The following is a 25,985-nucleotide window of genomic DNA, read 5'->3' as shown; positions in this document are numbered from 1 at the left end:
GTCATGGCACAATTGTTTATCCGCAGGCCGATCCTGGCCTGGGTCTTCGCGCTGTTCATTTCCATCGCCGGCCTTCTGGCGATCCCGTTCCTGCCGATCGCTCAGTATCCGAAGGTTGCTCCGCCGCAGCTGACGATTTCGACCTCCTATCCCGGTGCATCTCCGCAGGAAATCTACCAGGGCGTGACGCGCCAGATCGAAGATGAGCTGAATGGCGTCGATGGATTGATGTATTTCGAGTCCACCTCCGACAATTCCGGCTCGGTGAGCATCAACGCCACATTCCGCGCCGGGACGAACATCGACCAGGCATCGGTTGACGTCCAGAATGCGATCCGGCGGGTGGAGGCCAGGCTTCCAAGCACGGTTCGCACACAGGGCGTAACCGTCGAAGAGGCGAGCTCCGGCTTCCTCATGATTGTTTCGATGACATCCACGGATGGTAGCCGCGACGAAGTGGAACTCGGCGACTACATCAATCGCAGCGTGATCGGCGAAATCCGACGGATCGAAGGTGTCGGCCGTGCTCAGCTGTTTGCCGCGCAGCGCGCCCTTCGTGTCTGGATCGATCCGGACAAGATGGTCGGGCTCAATCTCAACACCGATGACATTAACGCGGCTATCACCGCGCAGAATGCGCAGGTGGCGGCTGGCCAGATCGGCGCCAGCCCGAACCCGGTCACACAGGATCTGACGGCAACCGTTCTCGTCAAGGGGCAGCTTACGACGCCCGAGCAGTTCGGCGAAATCATTCTGCGGGCCAATCCGGATGGCTCGACAGTCCGGCTGAAAGATGTCGCTCGCATCGAGCAGGGCGCGGAATCTTACAACTTCACGAGCCGCCTCAACGGTCAGCCGTCTGCCGCTCTTGCCGTGCAGTTGTCGTCAACCGGCAACGCGGTTGCGGTCTCGGCTGCCGTGAAGGCGAAGATGCAGGAACTGAGCCGGTTCTTCCCGAAGGGCGTCGAGTATTCGGTTCCCTACGACACGAGCCCGTTCGTATCCGCATCGATCGAGAAGGTGATCCACACGCTGATCGAGGCAATCGCCCTCGTGTTCATCGTCATGTTCGTCTTCCTGCAGAACTTCCGTTACACGGTCATCCCGACGCTTGTCGTCCCGGTCGCGCTGCTCGGAACCTGCGCCGTCATGTACGCGACGGGTTTCTCGATCAACGTTCTGACCATGTTCGCCATGGTGCTCGCCATCGGCATCCTCGTCGACGACGCCATCGTCGTCGTTGAAAACGTCGAGCGCATTATGGCCGAGGAGGGGCTGTCCCCGAAAGCGGCGACAAAGAAGGCTATGAGCCAGATCACCGGCGCCATTCTAGGCATCACGCTGGTTCTGTCCTGCGTTTTCATACCCATGGCATTCTTCCCCGGCTCGACGGGCATCATCTATCGACAGTTCTCGCTGACGATGGTGGTCTCGATCCTGTTTTCGGCTTTCCTAGCGCTGTCGCTGACGCCGGCGCTATGTGCAACCTTCCTTAAGCCGATCAAGAAGGGTCACCACCAGAAGCGGGGAGTTGGCGGTTGGTTCAATCGTAAATTCGAACGCCTGACCTTGGGCTATTCGGCGTCGGTGACCGGCATGGCGCGCCGTGCGGGCCGCATGATGATCGTCTACGTCGCACTGCTTGTCGGTCTCGGTTACCTCTTCGTCAGCCTCCCGACATCGTTCGTTCCAAATGAAGACCAGGGCTTCCTGATCGTTGATATCCAGGGGCCGCCGGAAGCCAGTGCGAACCGCACGATTGAGTCCATCAAGCAGATCGAGGCCATCTTCCGGGCGGAACCCGCCGTCGCCAACATCGTGGCGATCCAGGGTTTCAGCTTCTCTGGAAATGGCGCGAACGCAGGTCTCGCATTCGTAACCTTGAAGGACTGGTCGGAGCGCGGAGAAGGCAATTCCGTCGATGACATCGCCAACCGTGCCAACATGCAGCTGTTCGCCCTGAAAGACGCGACGTCGTTTGCCCTGTCGCCACCGCCGATCGAAGGCTTCGGCACCACCGGCGGCTTCTCCTTCAGGCTTCAGGATCGAGCGGGATTGGGGCAGGCGGCTCTCACCAAGGCCGCAGGCGAACTGATGACAAAGGCAGGGGAGAGCCCAATCGTCACAGGTGTGCGCATGGAAGGGCTGCCCGATGCCGCGCAGGTGATGTTCGTCATCGATCGCGAGAAGGCAAACACGTTCGGTGTGACCTTCGCCGACATCAACAACGCCATCACGGCAAACCTCGGCTCGTCCTATATCAACGATTATCCGAACAGGGGACGGATGCAGCGGGTTATCGTGCAGGCACAGGATCGCAGCCGGCTGCAGATCGAAGACGTCCTCAAGATCAACGTCCGCAATGCGAGCGGCGGCATGGTTCCGCTCTCCTCCTTCGCGATCGCTGAATGGCAGAAGGGGGCGCCGCAGATCGTTGGCTATAACGGCTATCCGACCGTGCGTATTTCCGGCGCTCCGGCACCAGGCCAGTCGTCGGGTGCCGCGATCGCCGAGATGGAACGACTTGCCTCGCAGTTGCCCGAAGGCTTCGGCTTCGAATGGTCGGGACAGTCGCTCGAGGAAATCACGTCCGGCAGCCAGGCTCCGTTCCTGTTCGGGCTCAGCATTCTGTTCGTCTTCCTGCTGCTCGCCGGCCTTTACGAAAGCTGGTCGATCCCGCTGGCGGTCATGCTGGTCGTGCCGCTCGGTGTCATCGGTTCGGTTCTCGGCGTGATGGTTCGGGACATGCCGAACGACCTCTATTTCAAGGTCGGATTGATCGCCATCATTGGACTCTCGGCGAAGAACGCGATCCTGATTGTCGAGTTCGCAAAGGACTACTACGCGCAAGGGAAGTCGCTTCTCGACTCGGCGGTCGAGGCCGCACGCGTTCGCTTCCGACCGATTGTCATGACCTCGCTGGCATTCACGCTCGGCGTCGTTCCGCTGGCAATTGCCACGGGGCCGAGCGCGGCAAGCCAGAACGCCATCGGCACCGGTGTTCTTGGTGGGATGATCTCGGCGACCGTGCTTGCGATCTTCTTCGTGCCGGCCTTCTTCGTCTTTGTCCTAAAGGTCATGCGGACGAAGCGCCCTGTCGAAGATGACGGTGTTGAGGCCACCCCTCAATCCGCGGAGGCCACCCGTCCCTGATGAGGTGGGCAATAAACTCAGCAGCATGAAAATGGCAGCCGTGAGGATCCCCGACACGGCTGCCATTGTCGTACTAGCTGAGCAAGGAGACCACGCCGCTGGCAACATCGTAGCGGCCTGCGACAACTTTCAGCTCGTTGTCCTTCAGGGCCTTTGCGATGATCGTCGATGTTCGGCTGAGCAGAGTGGCCTGGATTTTCGCATTCACATCGATGGCGGCATCGAGGTTGTCGCCTGCTGCATTCACCGCCGGCCAGATTGGCGCATAGAGGGCTCCGATCTGCCCAGGAACGGCCTTGCCCTCGATGGTCGCTTTGACCGCACCGCAATTGCTGTGACCGAGGACCATGAGCAGCTTGGCTCCCAGAACGGCAATCCCGTATTCGAGACTGGCGGTAACCTCCGGCGTCGCGATATTTCCGGCGATGCGAACAACGAAGAGGTGCCCGATGCTCTGGTCGAAGACAAGCTCTACCGGCACCCGGGAGTCTGCGCAGGACAGCACTGCGGCGAATGGCTCCTGCTTCTCCGCTGTTTTCGATTTGAGGATCGAAAGGTCCTCGTTGGGGGACTGAAGGCGTCCTTCGGTGAAGCGCTTGTTTCCATCAAGCATGGCCTGGAGCGCCTGATCCGGCGTCAATGCGCTTTGTGCGACCGCCGGCCGGGAAGACGACATTACCGCTCCAGTGATCAATCCCGCGGTGCCGATGGCGCCACATAAAAAGCGGCGGCGGGAAAAGGCGGCCTCGCTGATCGCCTCCGTTCCGTCTTTCGAGCAACCAAAACAACCGCAGGACATGCGATGATCTTGCGCGAAATTCTGCATGGTTCGACTCCTGGCTTTGAGACGGATCCTCAAAAATCGTCGCTTCTGGAATCCGCACGAAAATAGAGCTTCTGAATGATCGCCATGATCAGAGCAGTCGCCTATCCAAAGACAATCCACCCATTCACCGCCTCGAAGACCGAGAGTTGCCGCCATTCCTTTCCAAGAACGATGTCTCCGTAGCCGACTGTGGTGAACGTGGCGGTCGAGAAATAGGCAGCATCTTCCAAGGTAGGCAGGGCGCCCAAAGCGTAATAGACGGAGGCCCAGAGGCAGATGTCGAGCACGATCGGCACCATCAGGTAGCTGACCCACACGACCGTTGCGGCGGTGGCGTGGCGACCAAGGTATTCGGGGTCGATCCGCCTGAAGGTGCGCAGCCCCACTTCCATGAAAACGGCCTGGATGGAGACGGTGGCCGCAATCAATCCGATCGCAAGAAGAAGTTTGGCAATCACGATGCCTCCAGCCGACATCAGTAAAACGATGGCGCGCGATCGGTCGGATTGTCGTTCACCACGCCCAATCGTGCTCACGCAGAGCATAGCGTTTGGTTCATTTGATGCATTGAGCAGGATCAACGGCGAAAGGAACATGGTGCAATCCGCATGCGTATTTGCTGGGTCTTGATCAAGGTCAATGCGTGATGCCCCAAGGAGTCTGTAGACTTCCCCGGACGCGTTAGAACCAGACGGAGCCTGTCGTGCAAAACGCTCGGTCGACACCGGGAGCCTCGAGGCTCAATGCAACAAGGGATGCGGTGATCGGCGAGATCCGCAACGCGCCGCTTCTTTCGCTCCTCATCTTTGTGCCGGTGGTTTTGATCACCGAGATGGTTTCGCCGGAGGCTCACACGCTTTTGTTCTTTTTGTCCGTGCTCGCGATCGTTCCCCTCGCGGCACTCCTCAGCCGCGCAACGGAAGCCGTATCGACGCGGACGGGAGATGCTGTTGGAGGCTTGCTGAATGCTACGCTCGGAAACCTGACTGAACTTGTGATCTCGCTCGCAGCCCTGCAGGCCGGCCAGTATCTGTTGGTGAAGGCATCCATTGCCGGCGCAATTGTCACCAACACGCTCTTCATGTTGGGAGGTTCGTTCCTGCTCGGTGGTCTCAGATACCACGTACAGGAATTCAATCGCGTTAGTGCGCGCTTCCAGGCCTGCCTCTTGTTCCTGGCGACCGTCGCGGTTCTGGTGCCGTCACTGGTCGGCAATGTCGACCAAGGCGCAGCGACGCTGCACAAGCTTAGCCTCGGCTTGGCGGTGATCCTGATCCTGGTCTACGCAATGGGAATGCTGTTCTCCCTGAAAACGCACCGCGAACTCTTTGCAAGTGTTTCGGAAGCGTCGGAGGAGCACAGCAGCTGGTCTCTCGCCACGAGCATCACGGTCCTGATTGTCGTCACCTTATTCGTCGCGCTTATCAGCGAAGTCTTCGTGCGATCGGTCCAGGCGGCTGCGGAAGGCATGGGAATGACGCCTGCATTCGTCGGTTTCATCGTCGTAGCCCTTGTCGGCGCGGCAGCGGAAATGACCACGGCCTTTTCGGCCGCGCGCGCAAACAGGCTCGACCTGAGTGTCGGGATCGCGCTTGGCAGCGCTTCCCAGATCGCATTGTTCGTCGCGCCTGTTCTTGTCATCGTCAGCTACTTCATCGGCCCCGAACCGATGTCGTTGCAGTTCTGGCCGGGTGCGGTGGCGATGATGTTTATCGCGACGATGGCCGCAGCTTTGCTTTCGAATGGCGGACGTGGTGCTTGGTACGTCGGCGTGCTGGCGCTTGCGGTTTACGCCATCTTCGGCCTGACGCTGTTCCTGTTGCCGCCCGCCAGTCCCTCCTGAAGAGTTCCGACCGAACTTGCGCACGCACGCGCCTCTCCAAACGAAGCGCCTGATGGCTCGGGCTTTCGCAGGATGAGGCGTAAAATGCGCTGCGTAAGGCCGACTTAGCCCAGATTCAGCGACAAAATCGAATGTCTGTGGCGCGCACTCCTTGACACCTTGATCAGCGCAGCAAACTAATTCCTTGTTGCACAGGAGGAGCACATGGCCGACGAGACCAGCATGACCAGCAATGCCGATACCGTAACCGCCGATTCCGCGCCCAAGGCTGCGGAGCCGAAGAAGACGCGCGCGCCGCGCGCCAAGAAGGTAACCTCTGACGTTGCGAGCTCCGGTGCGAAGGTCGCTCCTGCTGCATCAACTGCGGCGGCGACAAAGACCGGCAAGCGGACGCGTGCTGCGCGGGCCAAGCCGACGGTCGCGGAAGTTTCAAGCGCCGCGACGAAGACCAGCAAGCCACGCGCCGCCAAGCCTGCGGTCGTCGCGAAGAAGGCACCTGCTTCCGCGAAGGATGAGATGTCTGACCTCCTTCGCTTGGAAGAAGAAAATCAGAAGCTCCGCAAGCTGCTTTCGGAAAAGCTCCGCAACGAAAATGCGGACCTTCGCAAGCGTCTTGGCATGGGCTGACGACCCAGGGCGACAGCGCCAAAGCGAGCGTTATTTCTGCCATATCAGGACGGAGATTTCGGCGTCGGCGACCGCCGCCGGAATCTCAACTCGGATGCGTGATCAAGCACGAGGTTGAGAAGTAATGGCAAGGTCCCCTTGGAAATTTCTTGTCGGACTGACAAAGCGGCGCGGCAAGGAAGAGGCGGAGCCGGCGGCGAACACGCCTGCAACGTTATCGCCGATCGAGGCGCAAGAGGAAACGGCGGCAAACGATCGTCAAGGCGCGCTAGCCGCCGACATCAAATCTGACGCTGACGCCGCTGCTGAAGAGCCGAAGCTGCGTTCTGACGAGGTGGTCCCTTCGCCGGCGAGCGCTCCGCAGGCCGGTATCTCCAAGCCGCAAATCTCCGCCAGATCCCGAAAGACAGCAGTCCCTGGGAGACAGGCGAAGCCAGTCGAACTGCCCGCTTCGCGTACAGAGGTTCAGCCAAGTTCACGCGCGGATATCTCCACCGAAATCCACGAACTGGATGATGAGATCAAACACTTGCGCCGCCAATTGGCCGAACGACTTCAATCGCAGAATGCCCAGTTGAAGAAGATGCTGGAGCGATTTGAGCGGTAAAGCGTCGCCGGTGAAGACATGCCTTTCCACCTCGACCCGGCAGTGCGGTTTCGATACGAGGAGTGAGTTAAAGACAAAAAAAGGTCGGAACGACATATCGTACCGGCCTTTTTCGCTCGCCCCAGTTACGCCCGCCAGTACATCCGTGGTCAACCGCAAGAGACGATGGTGAGATTGAGTGTACAGCTTTCGGACGGTCTTTCAACCGGACTAAACGCCGCTCCGGATTAGCTAAAAGGCTGAGCTTGTTCGCCTCCACGTCGGCTCGAGCGGCAAGTCGAACCGAGCGAGCGATCTTGCGGAAGAGCAGCCTTGTGCTGTCCCGCAGAACCTCCGTCATAGGGGGCGTAAGAAGCCGCCGACAACGCAGGTGAAGCGGTCGCCTGTTTCAGCATCAAACTGTTGATGGAGCCGGTGTGCGTTACCGTAACATACAGGCACTGCCACTAACTTTCGTGCAAGGTGCCCCGGTTCAAGCTCACACCCATTCGAGAGGGGATGAAATGCTGAAGGGCGGATTTCGACTGGCGGCCATCGCACTGGCCTCCGTTGCATACATGACGGCGGCATCGGCGCAGACGATGAGTTACGCGGACGCCGTAACGAAGTTGGCGAACGATTGCGGTGCGGATATTCAGAAACTCTGCAAGGGGCTCAATCTCGGCGGTGGACGCATTGCCGATTGCCTGCAGCAGAATTCAGCCAAGGTGTCGGACACCTGCAAGGGGTCGCTGACGGCGGCGTTCCAATCGATCTCGCAGCGCGAGCACGCGCAGACGGTCTACAAGGGAGTTTGCCAGCGCGACATGTCGAAGAGCTGCTCCGGTATCAAGGGAGACGGTTTCGTGCTGGCGTGCCTGGTGAAGAAGGAAAGCCGCGTCAGCAAGGAATGCAACCAGGTGATCACCGATGCAGGCTGGAGGTAAGCAGATGAGACGCATTCTTTTGAAGACGACGCTGCTGTTTGCCGTGGCCCTTCTTCCGGGCCTCGCACCGGCTCAGGAAGTCTCCCAGGATCGCATCGTCAAGGGACTGGGCAAGCTGACATCCGCGGCGCCGGCGATCGACCTCGAACTTCTGCGCCAGGAAGCGATCAATGGCGGCAACAAGCAGATGGGTGAGCTGCCAAACTGGAAACGGCTGGCAAAGCTGCCCCAGATGGTTGTCGAGATCAATTTCGAGAATGACTCCGTTGCCATTCAGCCGGCGTCCTATCGCACGCTCGGCATGATTGCCGATGCCCTACATCACCCGAATATGTGGGCCTACAATTTCCTGATTGTGGGTCATGCGAGCTCAACGGGCGATGAGAAGCACAACCTCGATCTCAGCGAGCGTCGGGCTGCCGCGATCAAGGAAGCGCTCTCGACGACCTTTGCCGTCGATCCTCAGCGCCTGTATTCACTCGGCGTCGGAGAATACCTGCCGATCGACGGCACCCAGGGCGACGCGTCGAACAACAGGCGTGTGCAGCTCATAAACCTTGGCGTCTTCAAGAAGAAATCCTGAGCTGACCGGCTCTAGGTGCGGCGAAACTGAAGCCGACGCGAATGTCGGCTTCGGTCCAAATTTTCCGTCAAACCGGTTCCCCAAATCGGTGCGTGTATCCACCTTCCTGAAAGTCGTCGAAGCCGTGCGACCAACGCTTGCCCGGCCAGACATAGTCCACTCGGCCTTCCGCCGGCCGGTAGATGGCCGTGTAGAGAGTGGGGTAAGAACCGCTCCTGGAATATAGCGGCGGTCGCAGGAACAAGTCGGTCAGCCGCGACAACGACATGCATGGCTCTTCAAGAGCCTGCTGGATTGCGAGCTGCCGTGTCATGGAAGATGACGAGGGGCGGCTGGTTCGCTGATGGTTCGTGCAGGCCTTCAACCGCGAGATGATCGGTCGCTGGCGAGGCCCGAGCAACAACGTCGCGTAGTGGCCTGAACGATCGAGCACGGTGACGTTCTGAGGAAGAGCAACGGGTATCCGGCAAAGCGCTGCGACGGCCTGATCGACGCGGCGACACGTTTCGAGAATATACCGGATCACCAGGATGATCGAAAAACCGACGCCCTGCGTGCGTCCACCACCGAGCGTGACGCTTGCCGCCAATCCTTCCTCGTTCATGCCATCGACGCAACCTCCCCATGGTCTCTGCGCCTTGGAAATCACTCTCAAGCTCGACCACGCCGACATCTCAAATCGCTCGGAGACGATCTCGGGTGGATAGTCGAAGTTGCGGATCAATGCCGGACCCTCCGGCCCGAGCCATACCGCCTGACTGCAGCCAAAACGCTCAGGCGCGGGCCGGTAGTGGCTCAGCATCCGATGAGCCACCTCGTCATCTCCAACCAGAGCGCAGGCGCTGTCATAGTATGGCATCAATTCGGGCATGTGCTGCAGGAGGGCGGTGCGACAGTCGTTGGCGGTCGGCGTGGCCGACGCGGCTTGCCCGAAATACCACTTCTCGGCTTCGGCTCGCCCGGCAACGAACCGGGACAGCCATGCGTCCCCAGGCCGATCTTCCCGTGCAGTGACGAAGGTCTTCTCCATAGCGGCGGCAGTATAAGAACGGCTTTGGCGGAGTGGCAAGTCGCGTTCCGCGATACGGCCAATAGCTGTTGGACTGCTTCGGCTTGTCTCGGGTGGCAGTCGCCGTTCGGCGGATGTGCGATACCGTAATATACGCCCTGTGCGGGCCTCTATCATGCATAATAGCTTCCGGTCCCGATCAAGCGATCGGGGCAAAAAGGGCGAATGCATCGAATGGAATCCTCGACGAATGACGCGTGTCACGAAGGCGCGCCGGTGCCCGGTCCTGGCTTGTTCGCCCCATCGAAATCGTGTGCTTCCGAAGTGGAGGCCATCCAGAGGAGACGTGCAATGATCAGATTGAAACCGTTGCTTGCCGCTTCATTCGCCGTGATGCTCGTTGCAAATCTGCCCACCGCATCATGGGCGACTGACCAAGCACAACAGCGGCGTGCCGGTCGCGACGTCAAGCAGGAGACCCGGCAAGGTTCGCGTCATGCAAAGCAAGATTGTCGCGCTGCCAACCAGCAGAGCAATGCCGCGTGTCGGCAAGACAAACGGCAGACAAAACAAAGTGGTCGTGAGACGGCGCGCGATCTCAAGTACTGATTGCGCGTGGGCGACTTGAAGAGTGTCGGACTGCGAAAAACGGTGGTCCGGCCTCAGGAAACGGCATACTGGCGGGCGAATATCCATTCCGCCAACGGTTGCTCCAGCACCCGCTGCGGCTGATCAAGACAAAACGAGAGAAGACTCGCATTCGGGCACTCTGGGGATAGCGCGATGGGCTGGAATCGACTGTATAGCTTGAGAAGCTACATCAAGTCGTCGCTGTGGCTCGTGCCATTTCTAGCCCTCATTTTCTACATCCTTGCAATTCGACTGGTCTATCTGCTCGAGCCGTGGCTGATGTGGACCGAACGGTGGCCCTGGGGGCTCGCTGGTTCTCAGAGGTTGCTGGAGACGATCATCACGATGACGTTGACGTTCGTCGTGTTTACGTTCGGCTCGCTACTGGTGGCGATCCAGATTGCTGGAGGCCAACTCACACCCCGGATTATCGCGACGACCTTGCTACGCGACAATGCGATCCGCTTTACCGTCGGTCTGTTCATTTTCACTCTGTTGTTCGCGACAGGGGCGCTGGCGAGGTTGGAGACCGACGTCCATCAGGCGGTCGTCGGTGTCGCGGGCATCCTCGGCTTCCTGTCCATCGCCGCCTTTCTTTACCTGATCGACTATGCGGCCCGCCTCCTCAGGCCGGTGAGCATTGTCCTGAGGGTGAGCGAAGAAGGGCGGGCCGTCATCGAAGAGGTCTATCCTACGATGGCGACGGATGACGAAGTGGATTGCTCCCACAACCCGAGACCAAGCGAGCGGCCGGCAAAGACTATTCTCTATAGCGGAAGGCCAGCCATCATCGTGGCCGTCAATACGAAGGCCTTGTTCATCCTGGCTGAGAAGACAGGCTCCGTGGTGGAACTGGTCCCACGGGTGGGTGACTTCGTCGCCTCCGGCGAGCTTCTTTTTCGGCTTTATGGCGCTAGCGTTCCGGAAGAATCCGCCTTGCGAACGATGATCGCTTTCGGGCCGGAGCGAACCCTCGAGCAGGACGCGACGTTCGCCTTCCGGATCATCGTGGATATCGCCATCAAGGCGCTCTCGAAGGCCATAAACGACCCGACGACTGCCGTTCTCGCCATCGATCAATTGCAGCGCCTGCTTTGCTACGTCGGCAAACGCAGCCTCGTTGGAGAGGCACTTCTGAACGAGTCCGGAGAACTGCGCGTCGTCTGTCGTACGCCGGATTGGGAGGATTTCGTGAAGGTGACATTCAGTGAGATCAGGTTCTACGGCGCTGAAAATTTTCAGATCGCACGCCGTCTGCGCGCCGTGCTGGAATATGCCCTGCAGGTGCTGCCCGAATTCCGGCGCCCTCCGCTCCGAACCGAAATGGATCTGCTCGATCGGCGATTGACCGAGCTCTATCATTTTCCGGAGGACCTTGCGCTCGCCAGGATAGCCGATTCGCAGGGCTTGGGTGGCGGGAAAACTACCGTTGCCCAGCCCACGCCGACAATCACGATGTGATTTCGCGCGACCTGCAATGGAAGCGAAAGGCGGGGCGCAAAGCCGCGCCACCGGCAATCCGGATGACTACTGCGTCACTTGTACGAGGTCGGCGTCCAGGCGCTTGCGAACCAGGTTCGGCATCTTGGCAATTTTAATCGCCTCAAGGTTGGAAGGGGTATCGCCTACCTGGATCAGCGCAACCATACCCATGCCAACATGCGGTGTGCATCTGACGACATAGGCGCCGGGCAGGTCGAATTGTCATGCCAGAAGTCGATGGACGTTCTGGATTTTCTGACGTCCAGAAAGGGCTTTCAAACGGAGCCTCATACGGCGATCGTCAAGGGAAGCAACGACGAAAGCTATAGCATGACGCTTGTCCGCCTTCAGTCGGATGCGTTCACCGAGTTTCTCGAGGGACCAACCGTTGCTGTGATTGTTGAGCCGATGGTTGCAACACCGCTGAGGGACCGCCGCGAGGTCCTGATGCAAACCTACAAGCTCACGCCCACCGAAGTCCGGATCGCAATCAGCATCGCATCCGGCAATTCTCCGAAGGAGGTGGCCGTCGCCGATCGCATCGGATACGAGACAGTCAGAACCCATGTCAGAAACATCTATTCCAAGCTTGGGATCAACTCCCAGATCGGCCTTGAGTCGCCGTTGATGCGCTGATTGGTCCATCTGTCGCCGCAGGCTTAGGCCAGCCTCGTCGCTGCCAACGATTTGAGCGACTGCAGCGCTTTCCGCTCCCACGCTCCGGCGCCCTGTCGCCGGGCGAAGTCGAGCGCATCTCGAAAAGACGCCTCCGCGTCATTCTCCCGACCGAGACGAACTTCGACTTCGCCTCGCAGTCTGAGAAGCTCGGCAGTGAAGTAGTTTTCACCGGTCCGCTCCACCAGCGCAAATGCTTCGTCCAGCGTTGCGGCTGCCCGTTCGATGTTGCCTGTTCGCAGGTAGCTTCCGGCGAGCAGGCCGAGGTAGCACGACCTGTCGATTTCCTGTTCGCCGAGGTTGGCGTAGGTCTCTTCCATCCTCTCGATACCGAGGAGCTTGTGTTCGCCATGCTCCATGATCCAGCCCTGGAAGAACGAGGCGACGTTTGCCCACATGCGAAAGCCGTTGTCTCTTGACAGCTTCGAGAGCTCATCGACCTTATGTTGAAGGGGAACGAAATCGTCGCGAAGACCGTAGAGGATGCAGCAGTTGCCGAGGCAAGCAGCCAGTCGGTAGGCGGAGTGCCCTCGCGCATCGAATTCCGCGGCGGTGTACAGCTCGGTTGCTCTGGTTTCGTCGCCCATCAACTGCAGCGTCCATGAGAGGTAGAGCATCGTCATGCTCGGGAAGTCGCTGCCAATTTCCTTGGTACGGTCCATGTGCAGCAAGGCGCGCTCCAAGTGATCCCGAGCTTGTTCCAGGTGCCCTTGCGAAAAGAGGCACATACCCCTGAATTGCAAACCGAGCACAAGCGCCTTGATGCTGCTGCGCGAGTTGCCGATCAACAGGAGTTCGTTGCCTGCCCATTCGGCATCGGCGAAACGTCCCGAGTTGAGTGCGGTGCCAAAGAGGCCGTCCAGCGCGTGGATGGGCGCATCCACATCACCCAGCTTCTCGCTGAGGCGGATGACGTTGCGGTAAGCCGCACTGCCTTCCGATGTCACGAAGCCGAAGGTGGCATAGAGGACATCGCCGCGTTCGAGCTCAAGCTTGAGCTCCATCCGGTCTCGTTTTAGAGAGGCTGGGCATCTCGCAAGACAGGCAAGGCCATTGGCAAACATGTTTGCCGCTTCCACCTTGGCCCAGGTTCGGCCGGTATTGAGGCCTGCGGCAAGCCATCTTTCCGCTGCCTTCTCGAAGAGACCAGCTTCGGCGAAATGCTGAGCTAGCACCTCTGGGTGCTCTTTCGATAGCTTCGGATTGATGCTCTCGATGGTGCGAGCCACCTCGCCGTGGAGTTCGCGGTACCGTTCCTTGAGAAGGGTTTCCCGCGCTGCTTCCTGCAGGAGAGCATGCGTGAACGCGTAGTTTGCCTTGCCGGTCGTGGCCTGCCGGGTAACCAGTCCGGCCTCCACCAGTCGCTGCAGCGCCGGCTCAACAACAGCCGGAGCGAGGCCGCACACCTGAGCGACAACGGGAAGCTCGAACTCGCGACCTACGACCGCCGCCACTTGGGCGATCATCTTCCCAGGACCGATCTTGTCGAGCCGCGACAGCAGCGAGGATTGGATGGAGCTTGGCAAGTTGATCGCGGATTTGTGGGGGCTTTGCGTGGGCTCTTCGAAAGAGAGACCACTTTCCAGGGCGGCTCGTCCCAGTTCTTCCAGGTAGAGCGGAACGCCCTCGCTTTTTTCCAGCAGAAGTCTGCCGGTTTCGTCTGCGAGATCCTGTCCGGCAACGAGGCTCTGCAGAAGCGTAACTGCATCCTCTTCGGAAAGGCGATCAAGCGCGATTTGGTGGAGCGCAGGCGCGTTGAGCTGCCAGGGTTCACGGGAGGTCACGAGGAACAGGATGGGAAAAGGTCCAGGTTCCGCGATCAACGCGTCAAGCAGATCTCGCGACGAGGGATCGATCCATTGCTCATCCTCGATCGACAGAAGAACTGGCTCGATCTGAGCGAGGTGATGTAGCCAGTCGATCAGGATTCGATGCGACAGGTCGCGGTGCTGCGCCGGCGAGCGTGCGCCGACCAGCTCATGAGAGTGATCGATCGCCAGGAGATCGGAAAACACAGGCAGCGATTCTGTAATCGGGACATCGCTCAACGCAAGAACGGCTTTGAGCTTCGCCATTGCGACGTCCGGCGTGTCGCTTGTGCTTATGCTGGCGTAGCGCTTCAGCAGTGTCAGGAAGGGAAAAAGAGCGCTATTGGAATATGTGTTAGAGCACTGAAGTGTTAGATAGGCACCTCGCGGAATGCGGCGCTGGACCTCGAAAAGCAGTCGCGATTTTCCGATTCCCGGTTCGCCGACGATGAGAGCTGCCTGGCCGCGCTTCTGTGTGAGCACCTCTCGCCACAAAGCGAGCAGGCTCGCGATTTCCGGCTCACGACCGACGAGCTCCGTCAGCTCCCGTCGCTTTGCGAAGCGATTTTCGAGCATCTTCGGCCTGTCTGCCCGCCAGACATGAACATCATTGGGGAAACCCTTCAGCGACTGCGAACCGAAATCAGAAAACTCGAAGGCGCCGACGGTCGCGTCGTAAGTCCGCTGATCCGTCAGGATCGTTTGCGGTTCGGCGATCGTCTGAAGGCGTTGAGCGAGGTTGGGGATCGACCCCAGCGCCACTGTCGAAACGCCGGCCGGTGCGCCGACAAAGTCCCCAACGACAACCAGGCCGCCGGCGATCCCGATCCGCACACGCAACGGCGGCTCGCCTGAGACCGTGATCCCGGGGATCAGCTGTAGGATCTCGAAAGCGAGTTCGAGCGCGCGTTCGGCGTCATCTTCCTCCGCGATCGGATAACCGAACAGCGCCTGAAAAGCGTCGCCGACATAGTTGGCGGTGATGCCGTTGTGCTTTCGTACGGCCGCGGTGCATTCCGCCAGATAGGTCTTTGTCAGTTGGGTGAAGTCTTCCGGGTCCATGCGGGTTGCGTATCCCGTCGAGTCGACCAGGTCGCAGAAAAGGATCGTCAGTTGGCGGCGCTCTGCCGAGGTCGCAAAAGCTTTGGCGGCTTCCCCGGCATTTAGCAGTCTTATCGCTGCTGCTATTTTCTTGCGCGGGCCAAGAGGAAGATCCATTTCGCGCAGATCTTCTTCCGAGAGCATGCGAAGGCTGTCGCTGTCGATCTGCGATAGCGCGAAAACGCCAGCGAGGTGCTCAAGCCCCAAACCCTTCAGCCATTCCCTCACTTCTTCCATCGAAGCTCCCGGCAAACTGGTGACCCACTCGCTCGCTCCTTAGGCATCGGAAACGAGGATAGCATCTCTCCGGCCGGGCCAGAAGCAACATAAGGCAAAAGACATCTTCCGCCACAACCTGGGCGAGTTTTGGTTTGTGGTGCAGTTGGACGTTGGTCAAGTTGACGCGTCAGTTGCATTCAACGTCCGCGAAAACGAGTTCGCCACGTTCGGCATATTGAATGCCGGTTTGGTCGAAGCAGAACCGCTTCGGCAGGATTCGCGCAAGGTAGCGTTGGCCGCACATCGCTGGCAGGTCAGCCCGGAACTCGCGTGGGGTTGTGGCGGGTGCCGGCTCGGTAAATCGCCGGTGGCCGACATAGGAAAGGTTGCGGATGGTCATCAGGCCGCCGGCGCTGCCAACGTTGCCGGCGATCGCAACGAAGCCGTCGTCCCTTGCTTCGGCGACCGCAGGATACTCTTCTTCCTCAGGAGGCTTCCGAGATTGGGGTATGGCGACCGATCTGATCGCGATGTTGAACCGAACGTCGTCGCGCTGCGGAATGCCCCCGTAGTCGTTGAGGTAGCGCCAGTTCAGGCGAAGGACGCGGTCAGCGCCGCCGTCATCGGCGGTGGATGAAAGTATGGCGATGTGCAGGTCCGTCGGTCGAGAGCCGTCTCCACCCGATGGTTTGGCGGGAGGAGGGCAGGCGGTGTAGAGCGGGCGGTAATTGCATTCGGCGCCGCCTGCTTCCCAGATGCAGTTGCTCAATTGTCGCCAGTCGTCTTCGTCGATCTGATGCCCGCCGGCACCAACCTTGCCACCATCCCGCGGAACCATCCAGGGGTGGATCTTGCCTTGTCCGGAGCGGCGGGCCCAGTCGGTTCGGTGTGCATCGATCTCGCGGAGTTTCCGCAGTTCCGCTCGAACGCTGACGGTGTCGGACCAGGATGGGGCGGTGATGACGGGGTCTCGCCCCGCCGCGTCCGCGGCAAGCCGCTGGCCGGTAACCTGCGTGGTCAAGGTATGGCATTCGGTGCAGGTTCCGGAAGGGTCCTGCAAGGTTTGCGCTCGGGCAAGATCCGTCGCGTAGGCGGTGGTATAGGCCGAGCCGATGACACGAAACGGCAGGCGTTCCTCATGCGGCATCTTCGGAATGTAGTCCCCAAGGCTAAACGCCGAAGCGCTCTCGCCGGTTGCTCCGCCTTCATATCCGATACGGGCCTGACCCATGTGCGGGCTGATCACGTAAGGGCTCTTGTTGTCGTGACAGGCTGAGCATTGGATCTGGAATGTCGGGTCATAGAGCCCTGCGGCTTCCCTCCGCCCGCTTTCATCATGATACGATCGGCCGCCTGGTGGAGTGAAGGCTCGCCTCCAGTCGAAGTGAGATCGGTCCTTGCTGCCGTCGAAGAAGACAATTTCTCCGCTTTGTCTGTTGAAGCCGATCACGCCCAAACGCGCGAAAGTCGGATTATCCCTTTGCCAGTACGGTTCGGGATCGATCTCCTGATGCGGGCTGGATTTTCGGCAGAGCGCGGTCCATTCGACGTTCCCGATGACCTCGCGGCTAACGCGGGAATTCATGCCGCAATAAGTGACGTTGCCGGCAAGCGAGGGCTTGTCGCAGCGGGCGATCTGCGTACTCCATTTGACGACCCTGCCGGCGGCATCGCGATGTTCGAATTGCAACGGCCTTCCGGCGATACCGGGATTCGGTTTGAGGTCGACGATGTTGCCGTCGATCTCCAGAGGGATGATCTTTGCAGCGCTGTCGCCGCAATCGATATCGGGAATGGGACCAAAGACGGCGCGTACCTCATCTCCAAATCGCGTGATGATGTCGGTGCCAGCGGATGCCGGCGCCCAGAGGACATCGCCGTTCCAGCGGTTTACAAGTTCGGCGAAGGAAACGGCCGCACTGCTTGCTGCCGCAGGTCGGACCACTTCAGGCGTGTTGCGGAGGCGGCTCGGAACCGACCCGGCTCTCGTTGCTGCCGCAAGTCGATGGCCGGGATCGACGGCAATCCACGCAGAACCCGTCACCAATGCGGTTGAGCAGACGAGCAATCCGAAAGCGAGAGGCCGCATCGGCGGCATTTTGCTCAGCGAGCCCTGAGCGCGACTTTCGGCCCGTCCGGAAGGACCAGGACCATCGCGAATTTCCAAGTGCCCGCGTCTCTCTTGAACGTCGTTATCATCGTCGCCGTGTAGTCGAGAACAGGTGTCTCGATCTCGGCGAACTGGATGGTCACGACGATGGTGGACTTCCCTTCCACCGTGTCTTTGTCGACCAGATTGAGGAGCGTATTGCTTTCGATATGGCGCCTTCGACCACGATCTCCCATCAGAGAGTTGATCTGCTTGAGATACTCGATCACCTGAGCCTTGCCGGTCTTCTTTTCCAGCTGATTGCGCCCTGCACAGGTTTCGTAGGTGGCGCCATCCAGCAGCATGTTCTCGACACCCTGATCGCTGGAGTCATCGAGCGCCCAGTTGTAGCGATGCAGGAGGTCCATGATTTCCTGCCGGTCGGAAAGCGCGGGATTTTGAACCGTGCGGAGATAATCCGGTCGAAGCATGAAGGTGCACTGCGTTGTTTGCGCTTCGGCTGAGCTCGCGAGAGAGAGCCCTGCGGTTGCCGCCAACGCCAATGCGGCCAGCTGCGAGCGAACGGAATGCCTTTTTCTCATGGATGCCATGCTCTGCCCCCATCAGTTAAGAATGACATGTTTGAACGCGAAGGTCTGCGAAGCTGATATGGAACGTCGTTCACTAGACAATTGGCCGGGCGTTGTGATCGCCATCACCTGCTGAACACTGCCGGCGACCGAGTTCGAGGAAAGCCCCCAACCCACAAGGTATATCGCTTATATTAGGCTACGCTTATTGTCTGGTCGTGACAATTCCGAGATTGCGAACCTCTCTCGACATCGGCGGGCACGCCGACGAACGCCTTGTCAGACGATCGCGGGCGCAATGATCTTCCGGCGCACGAACACGTTCTGGAACAGTGTCTGCACTGCCGGGCCGCGACCGGAGCCTGGGCCAAGACTAGCTCTGACCATCGCCGCCGCGACCGTTTCATAGAAGTGCTCGCCGAACGGGGCATCGCCAAGCGCGTCGACGAGGATGTCGCGCATGTCACAGCTGACCTGCTGCAAGTCTTCGGGCTTGGCTGCCTTGTTCCCGACCCTGATCGCCAGCATGCCGGCAAGAATTTCGAAGAAGGCGCCGGTGAAGACCCGGGAGAAGGAATGCGGATTTGCAGCGACCTCGGTTGCCGAGCCGGTATTGTTCAGACCAGCCGGATCCTTGTAGAGGTGGTTGTTCCAAGCGTTGCGAAGGCAAGCGACATCGGCCTGCTTCGGGTCCTCCATGCGTAGAGCGGCGCCAAACTGTTGCGCGACACGCGAGAGGCTGGAATCGCTCCAGAAATTCCGACCGGCGGTTTCCTGAAGCACGGCAGCGCAGAATGTGGGAAGCTGCATCGCGCAGAGTATGGCGCTCATGTCTCCGAACGATTCGTGAAACGCGTCCGTTTCCAGAAAGCCTCGGTCAAACAGATCCGGGCGGAGCGCATCCAGTATGGCGTGACCGAGTTCGTGGCAGAGCAGGTCGGGGCTTGCCCCGGAGTAGACAACCACTTCCGGATGTCCAACAGGCGAGCCGTGATAGAAGCTGAGCGACTGTCCGTCATACTTGGATTGCAGCGCCACATCGCGGTCGAGATACACATCGAGAACCGCCATCCCGTTCCACTCCGCGGGCGGAGTGCTGCTCGCCGCCCAGAAGTCGGCGGCTCTGCGTAGTGTCGATGCGGCGTTCCAATAGCGGAAATCCTCGGTGGTCTTGTCGCTGCTATAGGGGCGAGCGGCGGGAAAATTGAAGGCCAACGGCAGTTTTGCGACATCAGGTATCGGCGCGGTGGTGAACCTGCCGACCAGGGCGGGGTCTTTTTCCCAAACGGTAATTGTACCTGGCATAAGCGCCTCCCTCTACGACCGTTTTAAAGACAATGATCTTCATTCTCAGAGCTTTAAAGTCATGCGCATCAAACGGCGGTGAACCGCCGAGGAACTTGGAGACTTCGAACTTCCTGTACCGATGCTGAGCGGCGGTCTGTCGCCGCGGCGTCTGAGGGGCCTTCATGGCATCAACAACCGCAAGGTTGGATGGCCCCTTTTACGCGCATATTTTAGGACGACATCCTTGGGCTGTCCACATGTCTTTTGACGGCGTGCTCAATCTCAGGCGGAACCTCGGACGACAATGCCGCATGGCAACCGTTCGACGCCCGGCTCGAGCTTTTCCCCGCGGGAAAGGCCGAGGATCGCCAAGCCCGCGCGGTGCCCGAGCTCCTTGAGTTCCATGTCGATCGTCGTCAGTGGGGGACGCGTCTGCTTGGACACGACCTCCCAGTTGTCGAACCCGATGACTGCGACGTCGTTGGGGATCGAGATCCCCCGATCACGAAGCGCGTCGATCACGCCGCGCGCAATCTCGTCGCTGCCACAGAAGATTGCATCGGGTTTCGGGCCCGATTTGGAATAGACCTCATCGATTGCGGAGTGTCCCCATTCCTCGGACCAGTCGCCGAACATCACCTGTCCGGAAGATCCCACAAGCTCCCTGTAGGCATCCGCACGGATGCGGGCTGCGAGATAGTTCTGCTCGCCGGTGATATGCATGATGCGTGACCTGCCGAGGGTCTGGAGATGCTGCACGGCGATGCGCGCACCCTGGGCGTCATCAGGGTGGAAGCTCACGCTGTCGGCAGGTCCCTGCGCGAATGCGTAGATAACCGGAATCCGGAGTTTCACGAGTTCGGGCGGCGGCTCAAGATCGATGCGCGTAGCGGTGAAGATGATCCCGTCGACCTGGCGGTCCAGCAGGGCATCGAGATGAAGCTTGGCAAGCCGCGGATCATTGTTGGTCGCGCAGAGAAAGAGCGAGACACCATGGTCGACGAGGATTTCGGACACGCCTGCCGCCATCGGGAGCGTCAATCGACCATAGGTATCGTTTGTCAGCATTCCGATCGCATGGCTGCGCTTTGTCAGCAACCCACGCGCGAGTGCGTTTGGCCTGAAGCCAAGCTCATCGGCAATCCGTTTGACCTTTTCGCGCGTCTCGGCGTTCGTCCGGCCCGTCCCGTTCAGCGCGTTCGAAGCTGTCGAAATGCTGACACCCGCGGCTTTTGCCACGTCGCGAATTGTCCTGCGTCCATGGTCTGAATCGTTCAAACTCGCTCTCTCCTAGCTTGCCTGCTAAAACCTTTTAACAGAAAAAATATAGAAGCTAAAAGGTTTTATCAGAAAGTCGTGTGCATCGGGCTATGGTCATGTCGACATGTAATATTTTCTCATCTAACGTTGCGTTCGTCCTGAGGTCCTGGAGCCTCGCATAAGAGAAGGGGAACCCGCATGTACCGTCTAAGAACTACGATTGCAGCTGTTGCACTGTTGGCGAGCACTTCTCTCGCGAGCGCTGAAGAAATCACGCTATGGGTGCGTACGTCATCGGGGGCAGTGCTCCAGGGGCTTGCTGAAAAATATAACGCCGCCCATTCCGACAAGGTCAATGTCACCCAGATCACGGCTGAACAGATGGTGCCGAAACTTGGTGCCGCGATCGCCGGCGGCGCAGCGCCCGATGGCGCGGTTCTCGACCTCATCTACCTCCCGACCTTTGCCGCGAACGACAGCCTTGAAGACATCAGCGACTTCGTAAAGGGTCTTCCTTACGCTGCCGCGCTCAGCCCCTCGCATATTCGTCTGGCCACTTATGATGGCAAGGTGTACGGCGTCCCCGCATTGCCCGACGCTTCGGTCATTGCCTACAACACGGACCTCTTCAAGAAGGCGGGTCTCGACCCGGACAAGGCGCCGGCCTCCCTCGAGGAGATTGCTGCCGATGCAAAGAAGATTCACGCACTCGACAAGGAAACCTACGGCTTCTATTTCGTCGCCAATTCCGGCAGCTGGCTGATCTACGACTTCCTACCGCATCTCTGGGCCGCCAGCGCCGATGTGCTGAGTGATGACGGCCGCACAGCGACCGTCGATACGCCGGCGCTGCGCGACACCGTCGCGGCTTATCGCGACATGTGGAAGTCCGGCGCCATCCATCCGACCTCGCGTTCGGGCAATGGCAACAACGCGGTCGAAGCCTTCGCATCGGGCAAGGTCGGCATCCTCATGACCGGCTCGTATATCGTCAACTTGCTCACCAGCAAGTATCCGGATGTGAAGTTCGCGGTTGCTCCGATCCCCGGCCCGAAGGGCGGCGCGTCGAGCTTTGCCGGCGGCGATACGCTGGCGCTCATCAAGGGCGTCAGCGAGGAAAAGAAGAAGGTCGCCCTCGACTTCGTGAAGTTCTACATGGAGCCGGAACAGCAGGTCTACATCACGCAGGAATCCGGCATGCCGTCGCGCACCGACCTCGCCAAGGAAGCCTACGCGAAGTTCGATCAGCGCAACCTCATTGCCTACGACATCCTGGCGAAGGCCCGCACGCCTTACACGTTCTCGTCGGATGAGTTGTTCGTCAGCCGCACCGGTCCGTTCCTCAACCTGATCCAGGGCACGATCTTCGGCGATGACGTGGATGGATCGATCAAGAAGGCGCAGGCCGACTTCACCAAGATCCTCGACCGCACCAACCCGTAACGGCTGAGCGCGGGGCGGCCTTTCGCCCCGCACTTCTCCAGTTGCTGATGTGCATTTTCGAGTTCTTCGAGGAATGATTGTGGTCGACACACCGACAAAGGATATGAAACAGCCGATCTCCGGGGAGCCGGAGCCACAGGGCTGGCTTGGATTGGCATTTATCCTGCCTGGCTTCCTGCTTATCCTGGTTCTGTTTCTGGTTCCGCTCGCCATGACGATATGGATGAGCTTCTACAACTGGCCCCTGCTTGGGCGGAAGAAATTCATCGGCCTTGCCAATTACGGTGAGTTGCTTGGCGATATGCAGCTCTGGCACTCGCTGGGCTTCACCATGCTCTACACGGTGCTCGTAACCGTCGCGATCTTTGCTGTGGCCTTTCCGTTGGCGCTGCTTGTCGATCGCCCGCTGCGATCTGCCGGCTTCTTCCGTACGATCTTCTTCATGCCCGTTGTCATTGGCTTCGGCGCGGCATCGACACTCTGGATGTGGTTGCTCAACCCCGATAGCGGCGTTTTTGCCCAGGTGTTGCGCGGCATCGGCCTTATCAGCGCAGCACCCCGGCCGCTTGAAAGCTTCTGGCCGGCGCTTGCCGTGATCATCCTGATGGTCGTCTGGAAGACCGCCGGCTTCACCATGGTCATTCTGCTGACCGGTCTACAGGGTATTTCCAACGATGTGATCGAGGCTGCCAAGATCGACGGCGCCAGCGTCTTCAGCCGCTTTCGCCGGATCACGCTGCCGCTGATGCGCAATTCGCTTGTGCTGGCCCTGGTCCTCAACGTCACCTCGTCGATGCTCGCCTTCGATCAGTTCTTCATCATCACGCAAGGCGGCCCCGAAAACAGCACGATCTCGGCTGTGTTCTCGATCTATCTCGCATCCTTCTCATCCTACCGGCTCGGTTACGGCTCTGCGCTCTCCTTTGCGCTGCTGATCGTCCTGGTTGCCATTAGTGCCATTCAATTCGTGCTGTTGCGCGAACGCGCGGAGGAAGGCTGATGACCTCCACCCAATCCACTTCGAGCAGCAATACGCGCGGTGGTCAGGCCGGCTATCTGTTCTTCCTGCTCGCTTCGATCCTGCTTGCGATCTTCTTCATCATGCCGATCGTCTGGTCGCTGGCGAATTCGTTCAAGCCAGCCGCGGAAGCGCTCGCCAATCCGGCCGCGTTGTTCTCGAAGACCTTCTCGCTGGAAAACTACCGCCGCCTCGAGAATGTCGGTGCCGGATGGTACGTTTATGCGGGCAATTCCGTGCTGATCGCGGTCGGGACGGTGCTGCTGACAATCACCGTCTCGGTTCCCGCCGGCTATGGCTTCTCCAAGTTCAAGTTCCCCGGTCAGTCGATGCTGTTTGTCCTGATCATGGCGACGATGATGATCCCGTTTCAGTCTATCCTGACGCCGCTGTTCCTGATCCTGAAGATGCTCAGCCTGCAAAACAGCCTGTTCGGCCTCGTTCTGATCTACGTTACGTTCCAGCTGCCGTTTTCGGTGTTCATGATGCGCAACGCCTTTGATGCCGTTCCCAAGGCGCTGATCGAAGCGGCGCGCATCGACGGTGCCTCGCAGGCGACGATCCTGCGGCGCATCATGTTGCCGATCGCCTTGCCTGGCGTCGCGACGGTGGCGATGTTCGCCTTCCTGAATTCGTGGAACGAGTTCCTGGCCGCACTCATCTTCCTGTCGGATCAGAACAAGTTCACTCTGCCGATCATGCTGGTGAACGTGTCGTCGGGCCTCTACGGCATCATCGATTGGGGCGCGCTGCAGGCCGGCATCGCGGTCACCATGATCCCCTGCATCATCCTCTTCCTTCTTCTGCAACGCTACTATGTGCGCGGCCTGACGGCCGGCGCCGTGAAATGAGAAGCGGCCCGTCCGCCCAAGGAGTCTTCATGTCTAATGCCCAGAAAGCACAGCGGCTGCCGATCGACCGCTACGTTCCGGCCGACCACGCTCGCGTCACCTTCGACGGCGGTTTCTGGAAAAGCTGGACGGAAACCGTCCGCGATGTCACCATTACCACTCAGCACATGCGGCTGGACGAGGAAGGCTTCCTGGAAGTTCTCGACTTCGACAAGCCGGCCGGTCCGCTTGCGCGCCCGATCCAGCCGAGCGGCCTGTCGATGCAGCACTTCTTCGATTCCGATTTCGGCAAGTGGATCGAAGCCGCCAGCTACACGCTGAAAAACAATCCCAATCCTGATGTCGAGGCGAAGATCGATGCGATCGTCGAGAAGCTCGAGCACGGCCAGATGGCTGATGGCTATCTGAACAGCTGGTTCATTCGCCGCGAGCCGGAGAACCGTTGGACCAACCTGCGTGATCTTCACGAGATGTATTCAATGGGCCATCTCCTCGAAGGAGCCGTCGCCTATTTCGAAGCGACCGGAAAGCGCCGCTTTCTCGACGTGATGATCCGTGCGGTCGATCATATCATCGATACGTTCGGTCGCGAGCCGGGCAAGCTTCGCGGCTACGACGCGCACGAGGAGATAGAGCTGGCACTCGTCAAGCTCTACCGCGTGACCAAGGATCCGCGCCACCTGAAGCTGGCGACCTACTTTGTCGATGAGCGCGGCCAGATGCCTTCCTATTACGACGAGGAAGCGCGCAAGCGTGGCGAGGATCCCGCAAGCTACGTGTTCCAGACTTACGCCTACAGCCAGGCTCACATGCCGGTGCGCGAACAGACCCAGGTTGTCGGTCATGCCGTTCGCGCGATGTACCTGTTCTCCGCCATGGCGGATCTCGCTGTCGAGAACGACGATGAGAGCCTGAAGAGCGCCTGTGACCGGCTGTTCGACAATCTGGTCGGGCGCCAGCTTTATGTCACCGGCGGCCTTGGCCCATCGGCGTCCAACGAAGGCTTCACACGCGAATACGATCTGCCGAACGAGACCGCCTATGCCGAGACCTGTGCGGCTGTCGCGCTCGGCTTCTTCAGCCACCGCATGGCCCAGATCGAGCTCGACAGCAAATTCACCGACAAGCTTGAGACGGTGCTCTACAATGGCGCCCTTTCCGGAATTTCGCGCGACGGCGAGCATTATTTCTACGAGAACGTCTTGGAGAGCCATGGCCAGAACCGTCGCTGGAAGTGGCACTACTGCCCTTGCTGCCCGACCAACATTGCTCGGTTCATCACGTCGCTCGGCCAGTATTTCTATTCCACGAAGGCCGATGAGGTGGCGATCCATCTCTACGGTGAGAACACGGCCGAACTTTCCGTCGGCAACGCCTTCCTGCGCCTGCGGCAGAAAAGCCAGTACCCTTGGAATGGGGATGTCGCCATCTCGCTTAGCCTTGATCAGGCAAAGCGCTTCACGTTGCGGCTTCGCATTCCAGGCTGGTGCCGCGATGCGCGTGTCTTCGTCAATGGCGAGACCATCAAGCTCGATGTCACCAAGGGCTACGCCGCGATCGAGCGGGAATGGAAAGACGGCGATACAGTCAGGCTGGCCTTCGATATGCCGGTCGACCGCCTTTACGCCCATCCTGCGGCGACTGAAGACAATGGCCGCTTTGCGCTTCGGCGCGGCCCGGTGATTTTCTGCGTGGAGGAGGCCGATCTCGGCACCGAACCACAACGGCTGAGGTTGCCGACGCAGGGCAAGATCGCCGCAAATTTCGACGAGACGCTTCTTGGCGGAGCGACCGTGCTTGAAGGTGATGCGCTCGAAGCGGATGCGTCCGATTGGCAGGACACGCTCTATCGCACACAGCCGCCGGCACTCAAGCCAACGCGCTTCAAGGCAATCCCGTATCACCTCTGGGCAAACAGAGAGCCGGGCGCCATGGCCGTCTGGCTGCACGAGAAGTAG

The 25,985-nt window shown here is 59.5% G+C and carries 19 protein-coding genes and 3 pseudogenes; 13 read left to right on the top strand and 9 right to left on the bottom strand.

Going from position 1 to position 25,985, the window contains the following annotated elements; genetic code table 11:
* The first annotated feature begins 3 nt into the window (after positions 1–3).
* Complete coding sequence (locus ASE04_RS03020; RefSeq protein ID WP_056811747.1) at positions 4–3,153, top strand: efflux RND transporter permease subunit; 3,150 nt, start codon at positions 4–6, stop codon at positions 3,151–3,153.
* Positions 3,154–3,226: 73 nt separating this feature from the next.
* Here the strand turns inward: ASE04_RS03020 and ASE04_RS03015 are convergent, their stop codons facing one another.
* Both ASE04_RS03015 and ASE04_RS03010 read right to left on the bottom strand, forming a co-directional pair.
* Positions 3,227–3,979 (bottom strand): carbonic anhydrase, encoded by a 753-nt coding sequence (locus tag ASE04_RS03015; RefSeq protein ID WP_056811744.1) that lies wholly within the window; start codon positions 3,977–3,979, stop codon positions 3,227–3,229.
* A 104-nt stretch (positions 3,980–4,083) separates the two neighbouring features.
* Positions 4,084–4,455, bottom strand: a pseudogene (locus ASE04_RS03010) (ion channel); the annotation flags it as partial.
* 227 nt (positions 4,456–4,682) lie between these two features.
* Between ASE04_RS03010 and cax the strand changes: the two are divergent.
* From cax to ASE04_RS02985, 5 genes are all read left to right on the top strand, one after another.
* Entirely contained in the window at positions 4,683–5,822 is a 1,140-nt protein-coding gene (gene cax, locus ASE04_RS03005) for a calcium/proton exchanger (RefSeq protein ID WP_056811739.1), read from the top strand.
* 204 nt (positions 5,823–6,026) lie between these two features.
* Positions 6,027–6,449, top strand: coding sequence for a hypothetical protein (locus tag ASE04_RS03000; RefSeq protein WP_056811736.1), 423 nt, complete (start codon positions 6,027–6,029; stop codon positions 6,447–6,449).
* 124 nt (positions 6,450–6,573) lie between these two features.
* A complete protein-coding gene (locus tag ASE04_RS02995; protein WP_056811733.1) occupies positions 6,574–7,056 on the top strand; it encodes a hypothetical protein in 483 nt (160 codons plus the stop codon).
* 503 nt (positions 7,057–7,559) lie between these two features.
* Positions 7,560–7,982 carry a hypothetical protein gene (locus ASE04_RS02990; RefSeq protein WP_056811731.1) on the top strand — a complete coding sequence of 141 codons (423 nt, stop codon included), beginning with the start codon at positions 7,560–7,562 and terminating at the stop codon, positions 7,980–7,982.
* A 4-nt stretch (positions 7,983–7,986) separates the two neighbouring features.
* Complete coding sequence (locus ASE04_RS02985; protein WP_056811728.1) at positions 7,987–8,565, top strand: OmpA family protein; 579 nt, start codon at positions 7,987–7,989, stop codon at positions 8,563–8,565.
* Between the two features lie 67 nt (positions 8,566–8,632).
* Here the strand turns inward: ASE04_RS02985 and ASE04_RS02980 are convergent, their stop codons facing one another.
* Entirely contained in the window at positions 8,633–9,595 is a 963-nt protein-coding gene (locus ASE04_RS02980) for a C45 family autoproteolytic acyltransferase/hydolase (protein ID WP_056811726.1), read from the bottom strand.
* Between the two features lie 330 nt (positions 9,596–9,925).
* Here ASE04_RS02980 and ASE04_RS29805 point away from each other — a divergent pair, with 330 nt between their 5' ends.
* Complete coding sequence (locus ASE04_RS29805) at positions 9,926–10,183, top strand: hypothetical protein (protein WP_156408692.1); 258 nt, start codon at positions 9,926–9,928, stop codon at positions 10,181–10,183.
* A gap of 174 nt (positions 10,184–10,357) precedes the next feature.
* On the top strand, positions 10,358–11,665 hold the full coding sequence (locus ASE04_RS02975) for a DUF2254 domain-containing protein (RefSeq protein WP_056811722.1): 1,308 nt from the start codon (positions 10,358–10,360) through the stop codon (positions 11,663–11,665).
* 66 nt (positions 11,666–11,731) lie between these two features.
* On the opposite strand, the pseudogene ASE04_RS29800 reads toward ASE04_RS02975, so the two are convergent.
* Positions 11,732–11,908: pseudogene (locus tag ASE04_RS29800) on the bottom strand (plastocyanin/azurin family copper-binding protein); the annotation flags it as partial.
* Between ASE04_RS29800 and ASE04_RS32010 the strand changes: the two are divergent.
* Positions 11,891–12,322: pseudogene (locus ASE04_RS32010) on the top strand (helix-turn-helix transcriptional regulator); the annotation flags it as partial. The pseudogenes ASE04_RS29800 and ASE04_RS32010 sit on opposite strands and share 18 nt — an antisense overlap.
* A 23-nt stretch (positions 12,323–12,345) precedes the next feature.
* Here the strand turns inward: ASE04_RS32010 and ASE04_RS02965 are convergent.
* The 5 genes from ASE04_RS02965 to ASE04_RS02945 all read right to left on the bottom strand — a co-directional run bounded on the left by ASE04_RS02965 (position 12,346) and on the right by ASE04_RS02945 (position 20,733).
* The gene (locus ASE04_RS02965; protein ID WP_056811717.1) at positions 12,346–15,507 is read right to left on the bottom strand and encodes an ATP-binding protein; all 3,162 of its coding nucleotides are present in this window, start codon (positions 15,505–15,507) and stop codon (positions 12,346–12,348) included.
* A 169-nt stretch (positions 15,508–15,676) separates the two neighbouring features.
* The gene (locus tag ASE04_RS02960; RefSeq protein WP_200960671.1) at positions 15,677–17,578 is read right to left on the bottom strand and encodes a hypothetical protein; all 1,902 of its coding nucleotides are present in this window, start codon (positions 17,576–17,578) and stop codon (positions 15,677–15,679) included.
* Between the two features lie 14 nt (positions 17,579–17,592).
* The gene (locus ASE04_RS02955; protein ID WP_210172101.1) at positions 17,593–18,180 is read right to left on the bottom strand and encodes a nuclear transport factor 2 family protein; all 588 of its coding nucleotides are present in this window, start codon (positions 18,178–18,180) and stop codon (positions 17,593–17,595) included.
* A gap of 267 nt (positions 18,181–18,447) precedes the next feature.
* Entirely contained in the window at positions 18,448–19,473 is a 1,026-nt protein-coding gene (locus ASE04_RS02950; protein ID WP_056811712.1) for a hypothetical protein, read from the bottom strand.
* Positions 19,474–19,737: 264 nt separating this feature from the next.
* The gene (locus ASE04_RS02945; protein WP_056811710.1) at positions 19,738–20,733 is read right to left on the bottom strand and encodes a LacI family DNA-binding transcriptional regulator; all 996 of its coding nucleotides are present in this window, start codon (positions 20,731–20,733) and stop codon (positions 19,738–19,740) included.
* 180 nt (positions 20,734–20,913) lie between these two features.
* Here ASE04_RS02945 and ASE04_RS02940 point away from each other — a divergent pair, with 180 nt between their 5' ends.
* The 4 genes from ASE04_RS02940 to ASE04_RS02925 all read left to right on the top strand — a co-directional run bounded on the left by ASE04_RS02940 (position 20,914) and on the right by ASE04_RS02925 (position 25,985).
* Positions 20,914–22,158, top strand: a complete 1,245-nt coding sequence (locus ASE04_RS02940; protein ID WP_056811707.1) for an ABC transporter substrate-binding protein — start codon at positions 20,914–20,916, stop codon at positions 22,156–22,158.
* A 73-nt stretch (positions 22,159–22,231) separates the two neighbouring features.
* The gene (locus ASE04_RS02935; protein WP_443216838.1) at positions 22,232–23,158 is read left to right on the top strand and encodes a carbohydrate ABC transporter permease; all 927 of its coding nucleotides are present in this window, start codon (positions 22,232–22,234) and stop codon (positions 23,156–23,158) included.
* Positions 23,158–24,027: a carbohydrate ABC transporter permease gene (locus ASE04_RS02930; RefSeq protein WP_056811704.1), complete on the top strand. Its 870-nt coding sequence runs from the start codon at positions 23,158–23,160 to the stop codon at positions 24,025–24,027. The genes ASE04_RS02935 and ASE04_RS02930 overlap by 1 nt, the downstream gene beginning before the upstream one ends.
* A gap of 29 nt (positions 24,028–24,056) precedes the next feature.
* Positions 24,057–25,985 (top strand): glycoside hydrolase family 127 protein, encoded by a 1,929-nt coding sequence (locus ASE04_RS02925; protein ID WP_156408691.1) that lies wholly within the window; start codon positions 24,057–24,059, stop codon positions 25,983–25,985.

The organism is Rhizobium sp. Root708, from assembly GCF_001429725.1.
GTDB lineage: Bacteria > Pseudomonadota > Alphaproteobacteria > Rhizobiales > Rhizobiaceae > Rhizobium.
The sequence above is the reverse complement of the archived record's forward strand: the minus strand, read 5'-3'. Positions and strand labels throughout refer to the sequence as shown.

What these genes read in the sequence shown, in the direction of transcription:
- ASE04_RS02955 (WP_210172101.1), bottom strand. Translation starts at nt 18,180, where the DNA reads ATGAGAAAAAGGCATTCCGTTCGCTCGCAGCTGGCCGCATTGGCGTTG.
- ASE04_RS02925 (WP_156408691.1), top strand. Translation starts at nt 24,057, where the DNA reads ATGTCTAATGCCCAGAAAGCACAGCGGCTGCCGATCGACCGCTACGTT.
- ASE04_RS02985 (WP_056811728.1), top strand. Translation starts at nt 7,987, where the DNA reads ATGAGACGCATTCTTTTGAAGACGACGCTGCTGTTTGCCGTGGCCCTT.
- ASE04_RS02950 (WP_056811712.1), bottom strand. Translation starts at nt 19,473, where the DNA reads ATGCCAGGTACAATTACCGTTTGGGAAAAAGACCCCGCCCTGGTCGGC.
- ASE04_RS29805 (WP_156408692.1), top strand. Translation starts at nt 9,926, where the DNA reads ATGATCAGATTGAAACCGTTGCTTGCCGCTTCATTCGCCGTGATGCTC.
- ASE04_RS02990 (WP_056811731.1), top strand. Translation starts at nt 7,560, where the DNA reads ATGCTGAAGGGCGGATTTCGACTGGCGGCCATCGCACTGGCCTCCGTT.
- ASE04_RS03020 (WP_056811747.1), top strand. Translation starts at nt 4, where the DNA reads ATGGCACAATTGTTTATCCGCAGGCCGATCCTGGCCTGGGTCTTCGCG.
- ASE04_RS02975 (WP_056811722.1), top strand. Translation starts at nt 10,358, where the DNA reads ATGGGCTGGAATCGACTGTATAGCTTGAGAAGCTACATCAAGTCGTCG.
- ASE04_RS02965 (WP_056811717.1), bottom strand. Translation starts at nt 15,507, where the DNA reads ATGGAAGAAGTGAGGGAATGGCTGAAGGGTTTGGGGCTTGAGCACCTC.
- ASE04_RS02980 (WP_056811726.1), bottom strand. Translation starts at nt 9,595, where the DNA reads ATGGAGAAGACCTTCGTCACTGCACGGGAAGATCGGCCTGGGGACGCA.
- ASE04_RS02960 (WP_200960671.1), bottom strand. Translation starts at nt 17,578, where the DNA reads ATGCGGCCTCTCGCTTTCGGATTGCTCGTCTGCTCAACCGCATTGGTG.
- ASE04_RS02940 (WP_056811707.1), top strand. Translation starts at nt 20,914, where the DNA reads ATGTACCGTCTAAGAACTACGATTGCAGCTGTTGCACTGTTGGCGAGC.
- ASE04_RS03015 (WP_056811744.1), bottom strand. Translation starts at nt 3,979, where the DNA reads ATGCAGAATTTCGCGCAAGATCATCGCATGTCCTGCGGTTGTTTTGGT.
- ASE04_RS02930 (WP_056811704.1), top strand. Translation starts at nt 23,158, where the DNA reads ATGACCTCCACCCAATCCACTTCGAGCAGCAATACGCGCGGTGGTCAG.
- ASE04_RS02935 (WP_443216838.1), top strand. Translation starts at nt 22,232, where the DNA reads ATGATTGTGGTCGACACACCGACAAAGGATATGAAACAGCCGATCTCC.
- ASE04_RS03000 (WP_056811736.1), top strand. Translation starts at nt 6,027, where the DNA reads ATGGCCGACGAGACCAGCATGACCAGCAATGCCGATACCGTAACCGCC.
- ASE04_RS02995 (WP_056811733.1), top strand. Translation starts at nt 6,574, where the DNA reads ATGGCAAGGTCCCCTTGGAAATTTCTTGTCGGACTGACAAAGCGGCGC.